This window comes from Burkholderia sp. CCA53 (assembly GCF_001685525.1).
Taxonomy (GTDB): domain Bacteria; phylum Pseudomonadota; class Gammaproteobacteria; order Burkholderiales; family Burkholderiaceae; genus Burkholderia; species Burkholderia multivorans.
Genome location: NZ_BDDJ01000001.1, coordinates 371,048 through 385,271 on the forward strand (window position 1 = coordinate 371,048; position 14,224 = coordinate 385,271).

At 68.4% G+C, this 14,224-nt stretch carries 14 protein-coding genes; 5 read left to right on the forward strand and 9 right to left on the reverse strand.

What is annotated here, in order from left to right:
- Window positions 1-29 precede the first annotated feature (29 nt).
- From leuE to gloB, 5 genes are all read right to left on the reverse strand, one after another.
- Entirely contained in the window at window positions 30-689 is a 660-nt protein-coding gene (leuE, locus tag BCR55_RS01680) for a leucine efflux protein LeuE (protein WP_012213689.1), read from the reverse strand.
- Window positions 690-715: 26 nt separating this feature from the next.
- Window positions 716-1,861, reverse strand: coding sequence for a glutamine-hydrolyzing carbamoyl-phosphate synthase small subunit (gene carA, locus BCR55_RS01685; RefSeq protein ID WP_006417390.1), 1,146 nt, complete (start codon window positions 1,859-1,861; stop codon window positions 716-718).
- A 343-nt stretch (window positions 1,862-2,204) separates the two neighbouring features.
- Window positions 2,205-3,437, reverse strand: coding sequence for a nitrate/nitrite transporter (locus tag BCR55_RS01690; protein ID WP_065494075.1), 1,233 nt, complete (start codon window positions 3,435-3,437; stop codon window positions 2,205-2,207).
- Between the two features lie 139 nt (window positions 3,438-3,576).
- A complete protein-coding gene (locus BCR55_RS01695; protein ID WP_006405095.1) occupies window positions 3,577-5,163 on the reverse strand; it encodes a transglycosylase SLT domain-containing protein in 1,587 nt (528 codons plus the stop codon).
- Window positions 5,164-5,315: 152 nt separating this feature from the next.
- Window positions 5,316-6,122 carry a hydroxyacylglutathione hydrolase gene (gloB, locus tag BCR55_RS01700; RefSeq protein ID WP_065494076.1) on the reverse strand — a complete coding sequence of 269 codons (807 nt, stop codon included), beginning with the start codon at window positions 6,120-6,122 and terminating at the stop codon, window positions 5,316-5,318.
- A gap of 18 nt (window positions 6,123-6,140) precedes the next feature.
- Here gloB and BCR55_RS01705 point away from each other — a divergent pair, with 18 nt between their 5' ends.
- The 3 genes from BCR55_RS01705 to dnaQ are packed head-to-tail and all read left to right on the forward strand — an operon-like array spanning window position 6,141 to window position 8,166.
- Window positions 6,141-6,953 (forward strand): class I SAM-dependent methyltransferase, encoded by an 813-nt coding sequence (locus BCR55_RS01705; protein WP_065494077.1) that lies wholly within the window; start codon window positions 6,141-6,143, stop codon window positions 6,951-6,953.
- A complete protein-coding gene (rnhA, locus tag BCR55_RS01710) occupies window positions 6,950-7,393 on the forward strand; it encodes a ribonuclease HI (protein WP_006401058.1) in 444 nt (147 codons plus the stop codon). The genes BCR55_RS01705 and rnhA overlap by 4 nt, the downstream gene beginning before the upstream one ends.
- Window positions 7,394-7,431: 38 nt before the next feature.
- A complete protein-coding gene (gene dnaQ / locus BCR55_RS01715) occupies window positions 7,432-8,166 on the forward strand; it encodes a DNA polymerase III subunit epsilon (protein ID WP_006401060.1) in 735 nt (244 codons plus the stop codon).
- Between the two features lie 33 nt (window positions 8,167-8,199).
- Here the strand turns inward: dnaQ and BCR55_RS01720 are convergent, their stop codons facing one another.
- Window positions 8,200-8,532, reverse strand: coding sequence for a YnfA family protein (locus tag BCR55_RS01720; protein WP_006401062.1), 333 nt, complete (start codon window positions 8,530-8,532; stop codon window positions 8,200-8,202).
- A 517-nt stretch (window positions 8,533-9,049) separates the two neighbouring features.
- On the opposite strand from BCR55_RS01720, the gene proP reads away from it, so the two are divergent.
- Complete coding sequence (proP, locus tag BCR55_RS01725; RefSeq protein WP_006401064.1) at window positions 9,050-10,543, forward strand: glycine betaine/L-proline transporter ProP; 1,494 nt, start codon at window positions 9,050-9,052, stop codon at window positions 10,541-10,543.
- A 158-nt stretch (window positions 10,544-10,701) separates the two neighbouring features.
- Here the strand turns inward: proP and BCR55_RS01730 are convergent, their stop codons facing one another.
- Window positions 10,702-10,899 (reverse strand): hypothetical protein, encoded by a 198-nt coding sequence (locus BCR55_RS01730; protein ID WP_006401066.1) that lies wholly within the window; start codon window positions 10,897-10,899, stop codon window positions 10,702-10,704.
- Window positions 10,900-11,526: 627 nt separating this feature from the next.
- Here BCR55_RS01730 and phaZ point away from each other — a divergent pair.
- Window positions 11,527-12,774, forward strand: a complete 1,248-nt coding sequence (phaZ, locus tag BCR55_RS01735) for a polyhydroxyalkanoate depolymerase (protein ID WP_065494078.1) — start codon at window positions 11,527-11,529, stop codon at window positions 12,772-12,774.
- On the opposite strand, the gene BCR55_RS01740 is transcribed toward phaZ, so the two are convergent.
- Together BCR55_RS01740 and BCR55_RS01745 are read right to left on the reverse strand one after the other, a co-directional pair.
- The gene (locus BCR55_RS01740) at window positions 12,761-13,429 is read right to left on the reverse strand and encodes a phosphoribosyltransferase (RefSeq protein WP_065494079.1); all 669 of its coding nucleotides are present in this window, start codon (window positions 13,427-13,429) and stop codon (window positions 12,761-12,763) included. The two genes, phaZ and BCR55_RS01740, sit on opposite strands and share 14 nt — an antisense overlap.
- Before the next feature lie 178 nt (window positions 13,430-13,607).
- The gene (locus BCR55_RS01745) at window positions 13,608-14,129 is read right to left on the reverse strand and encodes a phospholipase D-like domain-containing protein (RefSeq protein ID WP_043279671.1); all 522 of its coding nucleotides are present in this window, start codon (window positions 14,127-14,129) and stop codon (window positions 13,608-13,610) included.
- Window positions 14,130-14,224: the final 95 nt, after the last annotated feature.

The window sequence follows — 14,224 nt, forward strand, 5'->3', positions numbered from 1 at the left end:
TAATCGTTGTCGTGGTCGGCCGGCTGCGCTCAGCTCATGGTGGCGAGCGCGAGTTTCACCGAGAAGCCGATGAACAGGCCGCCCACGCTGCTCGCCGCGCCGGCCGCGAGCCTGCGGCGGCGGCGGAAATGCTCGGCGAGCCGTGCGCCCGCGAAGATCAGCGTGCTCAGGTACAGGAAGCTCGCGCATTGCGCGATCGCGCCGAGCACCGCGAACGACAGCGCGGGATGCGGGAATGCCGGATCGACGAACTGGATGAAGAACGAAATGAAGAACAGGATCGCCTTCGGATTCAGGAGGCTCACGATCAGCGCCTTGCGGAACGGCCGGTCGCCGTCGACCGCGCGCGGCGCTTCGTCCGGCGCATCGGCGCTCGCGCGCAGCTTGCGCCACGCGCCGCGCAGCATGCCGGTGCCGATGTAGAGCAGATACGCGGCACCGCCGTACTTGACGACCGAGAACAGCAGCGGGTTCGCCTTCAGCAGCGACGCGACGCCGGCGGCCGACAGCACCATCAGCACCGTATCGCCGACGAACACGCCGCAGGCCGCGCGATAGCCGGCCTTCACGCCGCGCTGCGCCGCGAGCGACAGCACGTACATCGAATTCGGCCCCGGCAGCAGGATGATGAAGATCACGCCGAACACATAGGTCCAGAGATCCGTGATGCCGAGTGCGTGACCGAACATGATGCGAGCCTCCGTGCGCGCGCCGTTCAGGCGCTGCGCTGCTTCGCCGCGTCCATCAGGGCGGTGAAGCGGTCGAACAGGTAGCCGATGTCGTGCGGGCCCGGCGACGCTTCCGGGTGACCCTGGAAGCAGAACGCCGGCTTGTCGGTGAGCTCGAAGCCCTGCAGCGTGCCGTCGAACAGCGACACGTGCGTCGCGCGCGCGTTGGCCGGCAGCGAGTCGGCGTCGACCGCGAAGCCGTGGTTCTGCGACGTGATCACGACGCGGCCGTCGGCCAGATCCTTCACCGGGTGGTTCGCGCCGTGATGGCCCGTCTTCATCTTCAGCGTCTTCGCGCCGACCGCGAGGCCCATGATCTGGTGGCCGAGGCAGATGCCGAACGTCGGCACGCCGCGCTCGATGAATTCCTTGGTCGCCGCGATCGCGTAGTCGCACGGTTCCGGATCGCCGGGGCCGTTCGACAGAAAGATGCCGTCCGGATTCAGCGCCAGTGCGTCGGCCGCGCTCGCCTGCGCGGGCAGCACGGTCACCTGGCAGCCGCGCTCCGCGAGCATGCGCAGGATGTTGTACTTGACGCCGAAGTCGTACGCGACGACGCGGTACTTCGGCGCTTCCTGCATCCCGTAGCCGCTGCCGAGACGCCATTCCGTCTGCTTCCATTCGAACGGCTTCGTCGTCGACACGACCTTCGCGAGATCCATGCCGGCGAGGCCCGGGAACGAGCGCGCGAGTTCGATCGCCTTCGCTGCGTCGTCCGAGCCCGCGAGGATGCAGCCGTTCTGCGCGCCCTTGTCGCGCAGGATGCGGGTCAGCTTGCGGGTATCGATGCCGGCGATCGCGACGACGCCTTCGTCGCGCAGGTAGTCGCCGAGCGTGCGCTCCATCCGGAAGTTCGAGGCGAGCGTGGGCAGATCGCGGATGATCAGGCCCGCGGCATGGACTTTCGTGGCTTCGACGTCTTCGGCGTTCACGCCGACGTTGCCGATATGCGGATAGGTGAGCGTCACGATCTGGCGCGCGTAGCTCGGATCCGTCAGGATTTCCTGATAGCCGGTGATCGCGGTGTTGAACACGACTTCACCGATCGTATGGCCTTCGGCCCCGATCGAATAACCACGAAAGACCGTGCCGTCGGCAAGTGCAAGCAAGGCGGGAGAAAAAGACGGCAACACGGGAGGCTCCTTGGGGAACACCCTGCTGCCGACCTGTCTACCCTGCCGCGCGAGCGCCGCGCGGCGTGCGCGCGGGGTCGCTAGCTGGACGCAGCCTGAGTCGTCGACACGCGAACCCGGCGCGGCGCGCACGAGGCTTCGCGGCAACGCCCGACAGGCGGCGTGCGGCGGATGAACGGGATGAGTGAGGTAGGCGCTAGGGTGCGAGGTTGATCAGCACAAACTTTCAAATTATAGCCTGAAAATGGCCCTATCTTCAATCGATACGGCCGTCCGATCGTGCCGCAATGCGGCCCGGCCGCCGCGCGCGCGGCTACCGCCCCGATTTCGCCGCGCGTATCCGTCAGCGTACCGCCGGATCGGCGCGCTGACCAGCATGGCGTGCCGGCCACAGCGACCACGCGGCGCTCGCGACCTGCAGCGCAAGCAGCACGCCCCACGCGGCGACGTGCGCGGCGACCGGATAGCGGCCGTCGACCGGCGCCCAGTGCGACAGCACCGCGCCGACACCGATCTGGAACGCGAAGATCAGCAGAAAGATCACGAGCGTGAGCGTCGTGTTCGCGCGCCCGATCAGCTGCGCGGGGAAATGGCCGGCCAGCACCGCATAGGTCAGGATGCCGACGCCGCCGAACATCCCGTAGGCGGCCCAGAGCACGGCCGGCGGCAGCGGCACGCGCGCGACGATCGCGGCCTGCGTCGCGACGAACAGCAGCATGCCGATGCTGCAGAACGCATGGACCGACACGCCGCGCCGCTCGAGCATGCGCGCGGCCGCGCCGAAGCCGACGCAGCCGCCCATCATCGCGAACCCGAGCACCGACACGAGCCGCGCCGCGTGCGGCGCATCGAAACCCGCGACGTCGCGCAGATACGGCCCGACCCACAGCGACTGCATCGCGTAGAACACGCCCTGCGTGACCATCGAAAACGACGAAATCTTCCAGAATGCGCGACTGCCGAGGATGTGCCAGGTGCCCTTGAACTGGCTGACAAGGCTGCCCTGGTGACGCGGCCGCTCGGCCTCGGGCGCGCCGAAGCCGATCGCGGCCGCGACGACGACGGTCAGCACCGCGAGCGCGACGCAGATCGTGCGCCAGTTCGTCCAGCCGAGCAGCCAGGTCAGCGGCGAGCCGACGGCGACGCCGCCGAGCCCGCCGACCGCCATCACGAGCCCGTTGACGAACGGCAGCCGGCCGACCGGGAAATGCTGCGCGAGCGCCTTGAACGCAGCGCCGAGGCAGACCGAGACGCCGACGCCGATCAGCAGCCGGCCGATCATCATCGTACCGAGCCCGTGCGCGGCGCCGAACACGGCCGCACCGGCCGCCGCGAACAGCAGCATGCCGGCCGTCACGCGGCGCGGGCCGAAATGATCGAGCATCACGCCGGCCGGAATCTGCGCGCCCGCGAAGCCGAGGAAATAGAGACTGGTGAGCAGGCCGAGATCGGCCGCCGACAGGCCGAGTTCGCGCGTGACGAACGGCGCGAACCCGAGATTGACGCCGCGAAACACATACGAGACGAAATACCCGAGCGCAAACAGCGCGAGCACCCTGACCTGCACCGACGACATCGCTCCTCCCGATCGAAGCACCATCCAGCCGCGGCACGATGCCGCACGCAAACGAAAACGCCGTCACCTCGGTGACGGCGTTTCGTCGGATGATAGCGCAGTCGCGCGCCGCAAGCCGGCTCGCGCGCGAATGCGTCGCTTACTTTTTCTTCGTCTTGTGCGCGGTCGTTTTCGCCGGCGCGGCCTTCGCGCGTTCGGCCTTGGCGGGCGCCGCCTTCGTCGCACGCGCCGCCGACTTCGCGACATGCTTGCCGCGCGCGGACTTGCTGCCCGTCGACAGGCTCGCGCGCTCGATGCGGCCGCCGCCGACCGACGTCGCGATCCGCTCGGGGCCCGGCTCGGCCGGCACCGCGCGGCCGACCGGCACGTGCAGCACGAGCGCCTGGCCCGGCAGCACGAGGTCGCGGCGCGTCCGGTTCCATGCCTTCAGTTGCGAAACCGACACGCCGTAGCGGCCCGCGATCGTCGCCATCGACTGCTTGCGGCGCACGCGGATCAGCATCTTGCGCGTATCGGGCACGTCGGGCTCCATCGCGAGCACGCCGTTTTCCGCGACGTCCGCGCTGATGTCCTCGTCATCGTCGTCGCCGCGCGGCACGACGATCGTCGAGCCCGGCTTCAGCCGCATGCCGGCCGGAATCTTGTTGACGGCCATCAGCGTATCGGCGTCGACGCCGATCTTTTCCGCGATTGCAGCCGGACGCGCGCGTTCGCTGACCGTGTAGGTCGTCCACGACGACAGCTGGCCCGAATACGACTTCAGGTTCTTCTCGAACGCGGCCGCGTTGTCGAACGGCAGCAGGATCTGCGGCTCGGTCGCGCCGAGAATCACGGGCTTCGAGAACGACGGGTTCAGCGACTTGAATTCGTCGAGCGACAGGTTCGCGAGCTTCGCGGCCACGGCCACGTCGATGTCGTGCGACGTCGTGACCGTCACGAAATACGGGTGGTTCGGAATGTCCGGCAGCGCGAGCCCGTACTGCTGCGGATTCGCGATGATGTTCTTCACCGCCTGCAGCTTCGGCACGTAGTTGCGCGTCTCGTTCGGCATCCTGAGGCTCTGGTAGTCGGTCGGCAGACCGGCCGCCTGGTTGCGCGCGATCGCGCGCTGCACGTTGCCCTCGCCCCAGTTGTACGCGGCGAGCGCGAGATACCAGTCGCCGAACATGTCATGCAGGCGCGACAGATAGTCGAGCGCGGCGCTCGTCGACGCGAGCACGTCGCGCCGCTCGTCCTGCCACATGTTGCGCTTCAGGTTGTAGGTGCGGCCCGTGCCCGGCATGAACTGCCACATGCCGGCCGCCTTCGCGACCGACAGCGCCTGCGGGTTGTACGCGGATTCGATGAACGGCAGCAGCGCGAGCTCGGTCGGCATGTGACGCGCCTCGAGTTCCTCGACGATGTGATAGAGGTACTTCTGCGACCGCTCGGTCATGCGCTGCACGTAGTCGGGACGCTGCGTGTACCAGGTCGTCTGCATGTCGACGAGGTCGCTCTGCAGGTCGGGCATCTGGAAGCCGCGGCGGATGCGCGCCCACAGGTCGCTGTCTGCGCTGGTGAGGTCGCCGACCGATTGCTTGTCGACGTCGACGGTTTCTTTGGCGGTGGCTGACTTGCGGAGGTAGTTGGACGTCGCCTGTGCATCGGCGGCGTTGTTGGCGACAGGGCCCTGGCTCGCACAAGCGGCGAGCAGCAGGACCATCAGCGCGCTCAATATGAATCGCATGAAAATCTCGGCTTCCGACGGCTGGAAATTGCTGGCGATACTACGGAAGTGCGTGCTTCACGTCAATAAAAACACCGAAAAGTCATTGAAATCCAAAGTTTGGAGCAATTTTTACAGACTCCGCTTGAGCTTTGGGAGTCCTCGCGAATCGCTCATCTGAACCGGTTTTTCCATTCGCGCATCAGCGTGAAGGCGGTCAAACGATCCGGCACCGATTCGTGCAATTCGGCTTCGAGCGTCGCGTGGATCGCGGCGGCGTCGGCACGCAGGAACGGGTTCACGGCGCGCTCGTGCGCGATCGTCGTCGGCAGCGTCGGTACGCCGCGCGCGCGCAGCGCCTGCGCTTCGTCGCGCCAGGCGGCGAGCGCCGCGTTGCCGGGTTCGCACGCGAGCGCGAAGCGGATGTTCGACAGCGTGTATTCGTGTGCGCAATGCACGCGCGTGTCGCCCGGCAGCGCCGCGAGCGCGTCGAGCGACGCGAGCATCTGCGCGGGCGTGCCTTCGAACAGGCGGCCGCAGCCGCACGAGAACAGCGTGTCGCCGCAGAACACGTGCGGCACCGGCGTGTGCGGACCGGCGGGCTGGAAGTAAGCGATATGGCCGCGCGTGTGACCGGGTACGGCCAGCACGTCGAACGTCGCGGCCGGCGCGTCGAGCGTCACGCGCGCGCCGCCCGAGAGCGGATGCGCGACTACGCCGATCGCCTCGTCGGCCGGGCCGTACACGGGCAATGGCACATCGGCCGGTTGGCTATCCTGCAGTGCCGCGACGCCGCCGACATGGTCGGCGTGATGGTGCGTGAGTAGAATAGCGGTCAACCGCCAGCCTCGTTCGGCAAGAACCCGGCGCACCGGCTCGGCTTCACCCGGATCGACGGCGATCGCATCGCGACCGTCCGACACGAGCCAGATGTAGTTGTCTTCGAATGCCGGCACCGGCACGTATTCCAGCTCGTTCATGGGCGCGCAACCATCGTTATGTCTGACCGAGAAATTATAGACTGGCCCGCCTGGACCGACTCGCCGCCCGGCCGCTACGTGCTGGGCTGGGAGCAGGCGCAGCTCGACCGCATCGTGTCCGACGTGTTCGGGTTTCACGCGCTGCAGCTCGGCCTGCCGCAGCTCGACGCGCTGCGCGAGAACCGGATGCCGTATCGCGGCCTCGTGCTCGATCCGGCGAGCGGCGCGAGCGCGCCCTTCCGCTTTCCGCACGCGCACGATGCACATGCGCCGCACCACGCGCCCACAGATCGCAGCACGACGTGGTGCGATCTCGTCGACCTGCCGTTCGAATCGCAAAGCGTGGACCTGATCGTGATGCCGCATACGCTCGAGTTCACGTCCGACCCGCACCGTCTGCTGCGCGAAGCGGAACGCGTGCTGATGCCGGAAGGCCAGCTCGTGATCACCGGCTTCAATTCGCTGAGCCTGTGGGGAATGCGCCAATCGTTCGGACGGATGGCCAACCGGCCGTTCGTGCCGGCCGCGCACGACCAGATCGCGTTCATCCGGCTCAAGGACTGGATCAAGCTGCTCGGCTTCGATCTCGAGCGTGGCCGCTTCGGCTGCTACCGGCCGCCGCTCGCCACCGACAAATGGCTCGCCCGCTACGGCTTCATGGAAGCCGCGGGCGACCGCTGGTGGCCGATCTTCGGCGCCGTCTACATGGTGACGGCCGTCAAGCGCGTGCGCGGCATGCGGCTCGTCGGCCCGATCAAGGTGAAAAAGCCGGTCCTCGCGCCGGGCCTGACGCCGGCGGCCTCCCCGACCACCCATCAAGAACATTCATGACCACCGACACCATCGACATCTATACCGACGGCGCCTGCAAGGGCAACCCCGGCCCCGGCGGCTGGGGCGCATTGCTGCGCTACGGCGAACGCGAGAAGGAACTGTTCGGCGGCGAGCCGAACACGACGAACAACCGGATGGAGCTGATGGGCGTGATCGCCGCGCTCGAAGCGCTGAAGCGCCCGTGCCACGTGATCGTGCACACCGACTCGCAATACGTGCAGAAAGGCATCAGCGAGTGGATCCACGGCTGGAAGAAAAAGGGCTGGGTCACGGCCGCGAAGACGCCGGTGAAGAATGCCGACCTGTGGAAGCGGCTCGACGCGCTCGTCGCATTGCACGAGGTCGAGTGGCGCTGGGTCAAGGGCCATGCCGGCCATCCCGAAAACGAACGCGCCGACGCGCTCGCGAATCGCGGCGTCGCCTCGCTCGCGGCCTGAGCGACGGCCGCTTTCTTGCCTTTCCCGATTTATCCGACATGCGCCAGATCATTCTCGATACCGAAACCACCGGCCTGAACGCCCGCACGGGCGACCGCATCATCGAAATCGGCTGCGTCGAGCTGCTGAACCGGCGGCTCACCGGCAACAACCTGCACTTCTACGTGAATCCGGAGCGCGACAGCGATCCGGGCGCACTGGCCGTGCACGGCCTCACGACCGAGTTCCTCAGCGACAAGCCGAAGTTCGCGGAAATCGCGCATCAGATTCTCGACTTCGTGAAAGGCGCGGAGCTGATCATCCACAATGCGCCGTTCGACCTCGGCTTTCTCGACGCCGAATTCGCGCTGCTCGGGCTGCCGCCGTTCAGCGAGCACTGCGCGGGCGTGATCGACACGCTGGTGCAGGCCAAGCAGATGTTCCCCGGCAAGCGCAACTCGCTCGACGCGCTGTGCGACCGCTTCGGTATCAGCAACGCGCACCGCACGCTGCACGGCGCGCTGCTCGACTCGGAGCTGCTCGCCGAGGTCTATCTCGCGATGACGCGCGGCCAGGACAGCCTCGTCATCGACATGCTCGACGACGACGCGGGCGGCGCCGGCGCCGCCAACGGCCAGCGCGTGTCGCTTGCGGCACTGGACCTGCCGGTGCTCGCCGCCACGGCCGAAGAGCTCGCCGAGCATCAGGCGCAGCTCGACGATCTCGACAAGTCGGTCAAGGGCGCATGCGTGTGGCGCCAGGCGGACGAAGCCGACACGGCCGAAGCCGCATGACAAGGCGGCGGCCGCCGGGCGCGCGCCGCCCGCTCATCCGCGCGGCTGCAGCGCGATGACGGCCATGCCGGCCAGCGCGAGCGCCGCGCCGGCCGCGTCCCAGCGCGTGAGCGCCACACCATCGACCGCACGCAGCCAGATCAGCGCGACCGCGATGTACATCCCGCCGTACGCCGCGTAGGTGCGACCCGCGGCGCTCGGATGCAGCGTCAGCAGCCACGCGAACAGCGCCAGCGACACCGCGGCGGGCGCGAGCAGCCACACGGGCCGCCCCGTCTTCAGCACGAGCCACGGCAAATAGCAGCCGACGATTTCGGCGACCGCCGTCACGGCGAACAACGCCGCGATTTTCATCAGTTCCGTCATCCGGTTCCTCGCGAATTCGGCCCGCGTCGCAGGCCCCACGCGGCACGCCGCGCGCCGCCGATCATACCGGAGCCGATCGCGCGGAGCGCCCCGCCAGGCCTGCGTTTCACGGCAATTTGCACGATCGTCTGTCATCGTGCTATCATGTCGCCTGTTTCAACATTCAATCTCTGTCTATTCGATTTCGACGAAAGCTTGTCCGCGTCACGCGGGCCGGCGCTTCGCTCGGAATTGCATCCACAGGAAAGCCCGCCCGACAGGCCCGCTTTTCTCGTTTCGTCGCCCTTTCGGGGCGTCCGCCGGCACGCTGGACACCGTCCGCACCGGCATCTGCCGCTCGCATCACGCGGCCCATTCTTCATGAGCGCACTGTCGCGACGGCCCAACGGGCCCGCGTCGAAGCAAGCCCTTGCGCACTAAGCGCTTAATGGCCTGCCCCGACGCGCAGCACACGACATCGCGCTCGCCGGCAAACCGTGTCGGACGGCCCGCCGTTCCGGCGCAGTCAAAGGAGTGCATGACCTTGACCGCAACACACGTCAGCCCGACCGCTGTTTCTTCCACCTCGTCGTCCACGGAGGCCCCGCTCGCCGCGGACGACATTACCGTCGTCGATCAAAGCCTGCTCAAGCGCGCCGTCAGCGCCATGGCGCTCGGCAACGCGATGGAATGGTTCGACTTTGGCGTCTACAGCTACATCGCCGTCACGCTCGGCAAAGTGTTCTTCCCGTCCAGCAGCCCGTCCGCGCAGCTGCTGGCCACCTTCGGCACGTTCGCGGCCGCGTTCCTCGTGCGCCCGCTCGGCGGCATGGTGTTCGGCCCGCTCGGCGATCGCATCGGCCGCCAGCGCGTGCTCGCGATGACGATGATCATGATGGCCGTCGGCACCTTCGCGATCGGCCTGATCCCGAGCTACGCGTCGATCGGCATCATGGCACCGGTGCTGCTGCTCGTCGCGCGGCTCGTGCAGGGCTTCTCGACCGGCGGCGAATACGGCGGCGCGGCGACCTTCATCGCCGAATTCTCGACCGACAAGCGCCGCGGCTTCATGGGCAGCTTCCTCGAATTCGGTACGCTGATCGGCTATGTGATGGGTGCGGGCGTCGTCGCGCTGCTCACGGCGTCGCTGTCGCAGGAAGCGCTGCTGTCGTGGGGCTGGCGCGTGCCGTTCCTGATCGCGGGCCCGCTCGGCCTGATCGGTCTCTACATCCGCATGAAGCTCGAGGAAACGCCTGCGTTCAAGCGCCAGGCCGAGGAGCGCGAAGCGCAGGACAAGGCCGTGCCGAAGGCGCGTTTCCGCGAAACGCTGCTGCGCAACTGGCGCGCGCTGCTGCTCTGCGTCGGTCTCGTGCTGATCTTCAACGTGACCGACTACATGGTGCTGTCGTATCTGCCGAGCTTCATGTCGTCGACGCTGCACTTCGACGAATCGCACAGCCTCGTGCTCGTGCTGATCGTGATGGTGCTGATGATGCCGATGACACTCGCCGCCGGCCGTCTGTCCGACCACGTCGGCCGCAAGCCGGTGATGCTCGCCGGCTGCGTCGGGCTGCTCGTGCTCGCGATTCCGTCGATGCTGCTGATCCATGCGGGTACGACCGCCTCGGTGTTCGGCGGCCTGCTGATCCTCGGCGTGCTGCTGTCGTGCTTCACGGGCGTAATGCCGTCGGCGCTGCCCGCGCTGTTCCCGACCGAGATCCGCTACGGCGCGCTCGCGATCGGCTTCAACGTGTCGGTGTCGCTGTTCGGCGGCACGACGCCGCTGATGACCGCATGGCTCGTCGACGTCACGCACAACCTGATGATGCCCGCCTACTACATGATGGGCGCCGCCGTGATCGGCATCGTATCGGTCGTCGCGCTCGCCGAGACCGCGCGCAAGCCGCTGAAGGGCTCGCCGCCCGCCGTCGCGACGCATCGCGAGGCGCACCAGCTCGTGCGCCGGCTGCGCGACGAGGACGAGAACGACGACGCCGACGTGTATCGCGTCGCGTCCACGGCACGCGCATAAGCGAAGCGTCACGCGCTCGCGAAGCGCTGCAACCGCTGCAACGAAAAGCCCCGGTCGAAACCGGGGCTTGATCGGACGGCCGGCATGCCCGGCCCTGAAACGCCCGACCGGCCTCGCGCCGTTCGGGCGTTTCGTTTATGGGTACCGCTGCGCGGCGCTCATGCGTGCGCGTCGCAGTGGCGGCAGAAGATCAGCGCACGCGAGCGCGACACGGCGGCCTGCGCACCGCGCGCGGCGACGATCAGGCCGACCTGGCCGAGATTGAAATCGCGCTCGACCATCAGCTGCGTCAGCGCGGCAAGCGGCAACACGACGGACGGGTGGTACAGGCTCGATTCGATCAGGGCTTTCATCATCGGCTCCATCAGGCAACGCGTGATTCGATGGAGTGGATTCTAGGGACGAGCGACCGCCGGATAAACGGCGCGAATGCGAAGTCACTTGTCAGCCGTCGCGAACAATCGGCCGTCGCAGGAAGGCGAAGGCCTGCAAACGCGGTCGGGACGAGCGTCGTGCGTGCGTCGATCCATCGTATCGGGTGAAAGGCGGCCGCTGCGGCTCGGCCAGTCGATCGAGATCGTCGGCCGATCGGCGTCGAATCGAGGCGCGTCGTCGCACCGTCGTCGGCAACGGGCGTCGGCGCGCTTTGGCACCCGGACCGATCGCGCGACGCCGGTCGAAGTCGTGGCTTGCCGGCACTGCCTTGTGCTCGAACGGGAGATCGGCCGGTTTTGCCGAGATCGAGACACAACGGTCCAACGCAGAATCGAGCGCGCCGATCGACTTCAGTGCAACGCTCCGGCAGGAACGGGACCGACGACTGCGGTAGCGCCGCGCCGTTTCGCTCGACGCAGCACGTGCGGCGCGCGATGCGACGCCTGCAGGCACACGGAATGCGCCGCATCCGGCCGCGAATTCGCCCACCGCTGTGCGCGCGCAGTGACCATAATGCAGTGTCAGCCCATTCCGCCGGAAGGTTCGCCATGTGGTACGCACTCGTCGAGCAGCAGCGGGAATGGATGCGCGCGTGGCGCGATGCGACGCGCGACGCGTTCGATGCATGGCCGTCGGCGACGCTGCCGCGCGCAGCGGCGTCGTGCTACGACGATCTGTTCGAGCCGCTCGTCGGCGCGCCGGCCGGGCCGCCCGGCTTCGACATCGGGCCGTTGACGATCGACGGCCGCGACGTGGCGATCGAGGAACGCGTCATCGCGCATACGGCGTTCTGCGATCTGCGCCGCTTCGCGCGCGCGGACGCTTGGCGCACGGTGCTGCTGTGCGTGCCGCTCGCCGGTCATTCGGCAGTGATGATGCGCGAGACGGTCGAGACGCTGCTCGCGGACGGCGACGTCTGCGTGACCGACTGGCTCAATGCGCGCGACGTGCCGCTCGAGTGCGGCCGCTTCGGGCTCGACGAATATGTCGCGATGCTCGACGGCTTCATCGACGCGCTCGCACTCGGCGGCCGTCCGGTGCACGTCGTCGCGGTGTGCCAGGCGACCGTGCCGGCGCTCGGCGCGCTCGCACTGCGCGCGATGCGCGGGCTCGCGCCGCCCGCCAGCCTCACGCTGATCGGCGGGCCGCTCGATGCGCGGCTCAACCCGAGCACGCTCGGCACCGCCGCGGCCGCCCATTCGCTCGAGTGGTGCCGTCGCAATCTGATCGACATCGTGCCGCCCGGCTTCGCGGGCCACGGCCGCCCCGTATTCCCGACCTATCTGCAGCAAGGCGAGATCGCGCTCGTCTATCCGCAGCGCTTCCTGTCGCTGATCGAGGACTATGCGCGTGCCGCGTCGCGCTTCGATCCGGCAGCGCTCGCGGCCGCGCGGCGCGCACTGCGCGAGTACACGGCACTGCTCGACATGCCGGCCGAATATGTCCTCGACACGATCGACGTCGTGTTCCAGCGGATGTGCATCGCGAACGGCACGTGGGAGGTCGGCGGCCGGTGCGTCGACCCGGCCGCGCTGCGCGACGTCGCGCTGCTGACCGTCGAAGGCGCGCGCGATGCCGTGACGGGCGCTGGCCAGACGCATGCGGCGCTCGCGATGTGCAGCGGCCTCGACGCGCGCGACCGCCATCGCGCGGACATCGACGACTGCGATCACTACGGCCTCTTTTCGGGCGCACACTGGCGCGACGACGTTCATCCGGCCTTGCAGCGGCTGTTCGCGCTCGCCGAAGCGGCACGGCGGCGGCCGCATCGCGCGCGAGCGATCAGACGGACGTGACGCCGTCGTCCGATCCGCGCGCCGCGTCGAGCAGCGCGCGCACTTCGTCGTCGTCGGTCTGCTCGAAGCGCGCGTAGAACTGGCTGATCCCGAAGAACGACAGCGGCCGCGCGACCGCGACGAATGCATCGGCGACGTCGTCGAAGGTCGGGCCGATGCCGGCCGGCGCGACCGGCACGGCGGCGACGATGCGCGCCGGATGCCGTGTGCGCAGCGCCTGCAGCGCGACGCGCATCGACGCGCCGGTCGCGACTCCGTCGTCGACGACGATCGCGACGCGCCCTTCGACCGGCAGCGGCGCCCACGCGCCGCGATACAGCGCTTCGCGGCGGTTCAGCTCGGCGGTTTCGCGCACGAGCACGTCGGCAATTTGCGCGTCGGTCACGCCCAGCGACCGGATCACCGAATACTGCAGATGAATCGCGCCGCCCGTCGCGATCGCGCCCATCGCGAGTTCGGGCTCGTACGGCACGCCGAGCTTGCGCACGACCAGCACGTCGAGCGGCGCGCGCAGCGCCCGTGCCACCGGATAGGCGACCGGCACGCCGCCGCGCGGCAGCGCGAGCACGACGACGTCGTCGCGCGCCGCATACGCGTGCAGCGCGGCGGCCAGCTGGCTACCCGCGTCCGCCCGATCGGCGAAACATTCGAACATGATCGGCTCCCTGCGCGCCGCCGGAACGATCGCACGATGCGCGCGCCCTGCTCATGCAGCTTCGTGCATCGACGCGGCCGATGCAAGCGGGGTCATACCGGCGATTGCCGCGCGCCTCGACGGGAACGATGCGTACGCGCGCGGCGCGCACTGCGCGCACGAGCGCGGTCGGGCAACGTCAGAGTCCGGCCGCCTGCCGATAGAGCCGCCAGAACGACTGCGTATACGACTGCGCGAGTTCGGGTGCGCGCTCGAACACGTTGACCGTTTCGGCTTGTGCAGCCGCGCCGTCGGACGAGGTCGGCAGCGCGACACTGTCGTCGACGATCACGAAACGCGGCATCGGCTCGGTGCGCCGCGAATCGATCGCGACATCGATGCCGGCCGACTTCAGATAGCCGGCGCCGCTGTACTTGCCTGCCCGCGCGGAACGCACGAGCACGACGCGCACGTCGACGCCGCGCACGCGCGCCGCGCGCAATGCGCTCGCCACCGCGGGCGGCACATATGCGTAGCCCGCGAGCAGCACGCGCCGCTGCGCGTGCGCGATCAGCGCGACGGTCGCGTCGGCGGCCGCATTGTCGTATGAAAAATAGGCGCCGACCGAGGCGGCGTCGGACGGAATCTGCGCGGCGTGGGCAGTCGCCGCGCAGCCGAGCGCGGCGACGAGAAAGGCGGCTGGTCTCATGGCGCGCGCCATTGTAGCGATGCCGAATCGCGTGGCAAGCGCGCGTCGCGACGCTGCTGCGCCGACGCAACACTCGGCCGCGAGCGAGCGGCGATGCGTGCGCTGCG

Excerpts from the sequence above, each read along its gene's own strand:
- BCR55_RS01745 (WP_043279671.1), bottom strand. The coding sequence starts at position 14,129 with ATGGCGCGCGCCATGAGACCAGCCGCCTTTCTCGTCGCCGCGCTCGGC.
- BCR55_RS01695 (WP_006405095.1), bottom strand. The coding sequence starts at position 5,163 with ATGCGATTCATATTGAGCGCGCTGATGGTCCTGCTGCTCGCCGCTTGT.
- gloB (WP_065494076.1), bottom strand. The coding sequence starts at position 6,122 with ATGAACGAGCTGGAATACGTGCCGGTGCCGGCATTCGAAGACAACTAC.
- BCR55_RS01730 (WP_006401066.1), bottom strand. The coding sequence starts at position 10,899 with ATGATGAAAGCCCTGATCGAATCGAGCCTGTACCACCCGTCCGTCGTG.
- BCR55_RS01720 (WP_006401062.1), bottom strand. The coding sequence starts at position 8,532 with ATGACGGAACTGATGAAAATCGCGGCGTTGTTCGCCGTGACGGCGGTC.
- phaZ (WP_065494078.1), top strand. The coding sequence starts at position 11,527 with ATGTGGTACGCACTCGTCGAGCAGCAGCGGGAATGGATGCGCGCGTGG.
- BCR55_RS01690 (WP_065494075.1), bottom strand. The coding sequence starts at position 3,437 with ATGTCGTCGGTGCAGGTCAGGGTGCTCGCGCTGTTTGCGCTCGGGTAT.
- proP (WP_006401064.1), top strand. The coding sequence starts at position 9,050 with ATGACCTTGACCGCAACACACGTCAGCCCGACCGCTGTTTCTTCCACC.
- leuE (WP_012213689.1), bottom strand. The coding sequence starts at position 689 with ATGTTCGGTCACGCACTCGGCATCACGGATCTCTGGACCTATGTGTTC.
- BCR55_RS01705 (WP_065494077.1), top strand. The coding sequence starts at position 6,141 with ATGTCTGACCGAGAAATTATAGACTGGCCCGCCTGGACCGACTCGCCG.
- rnhA (WP_006401058.1), top strand. The coding sequence starts at position 6,950 with ATGACCACCGACACCATCGACATCTATACCGACGGCGCCTGCAAGGGC.
- BCR55_RS01740 (WP_065494079.1), bottom strand. The coding sequence starts at position 13,429 with ATGTTCGAATGTTTCGCCGATCGGGCGGACGCGGGTAGCCAGCTGGCC.
- dnaQ (WP_006401060.1), top strand. The coding sequence starts at position 7,432 with ATGCGCCAGATCATTCTCGATACCGAAACCACCGGCCTGAACGCCCGC.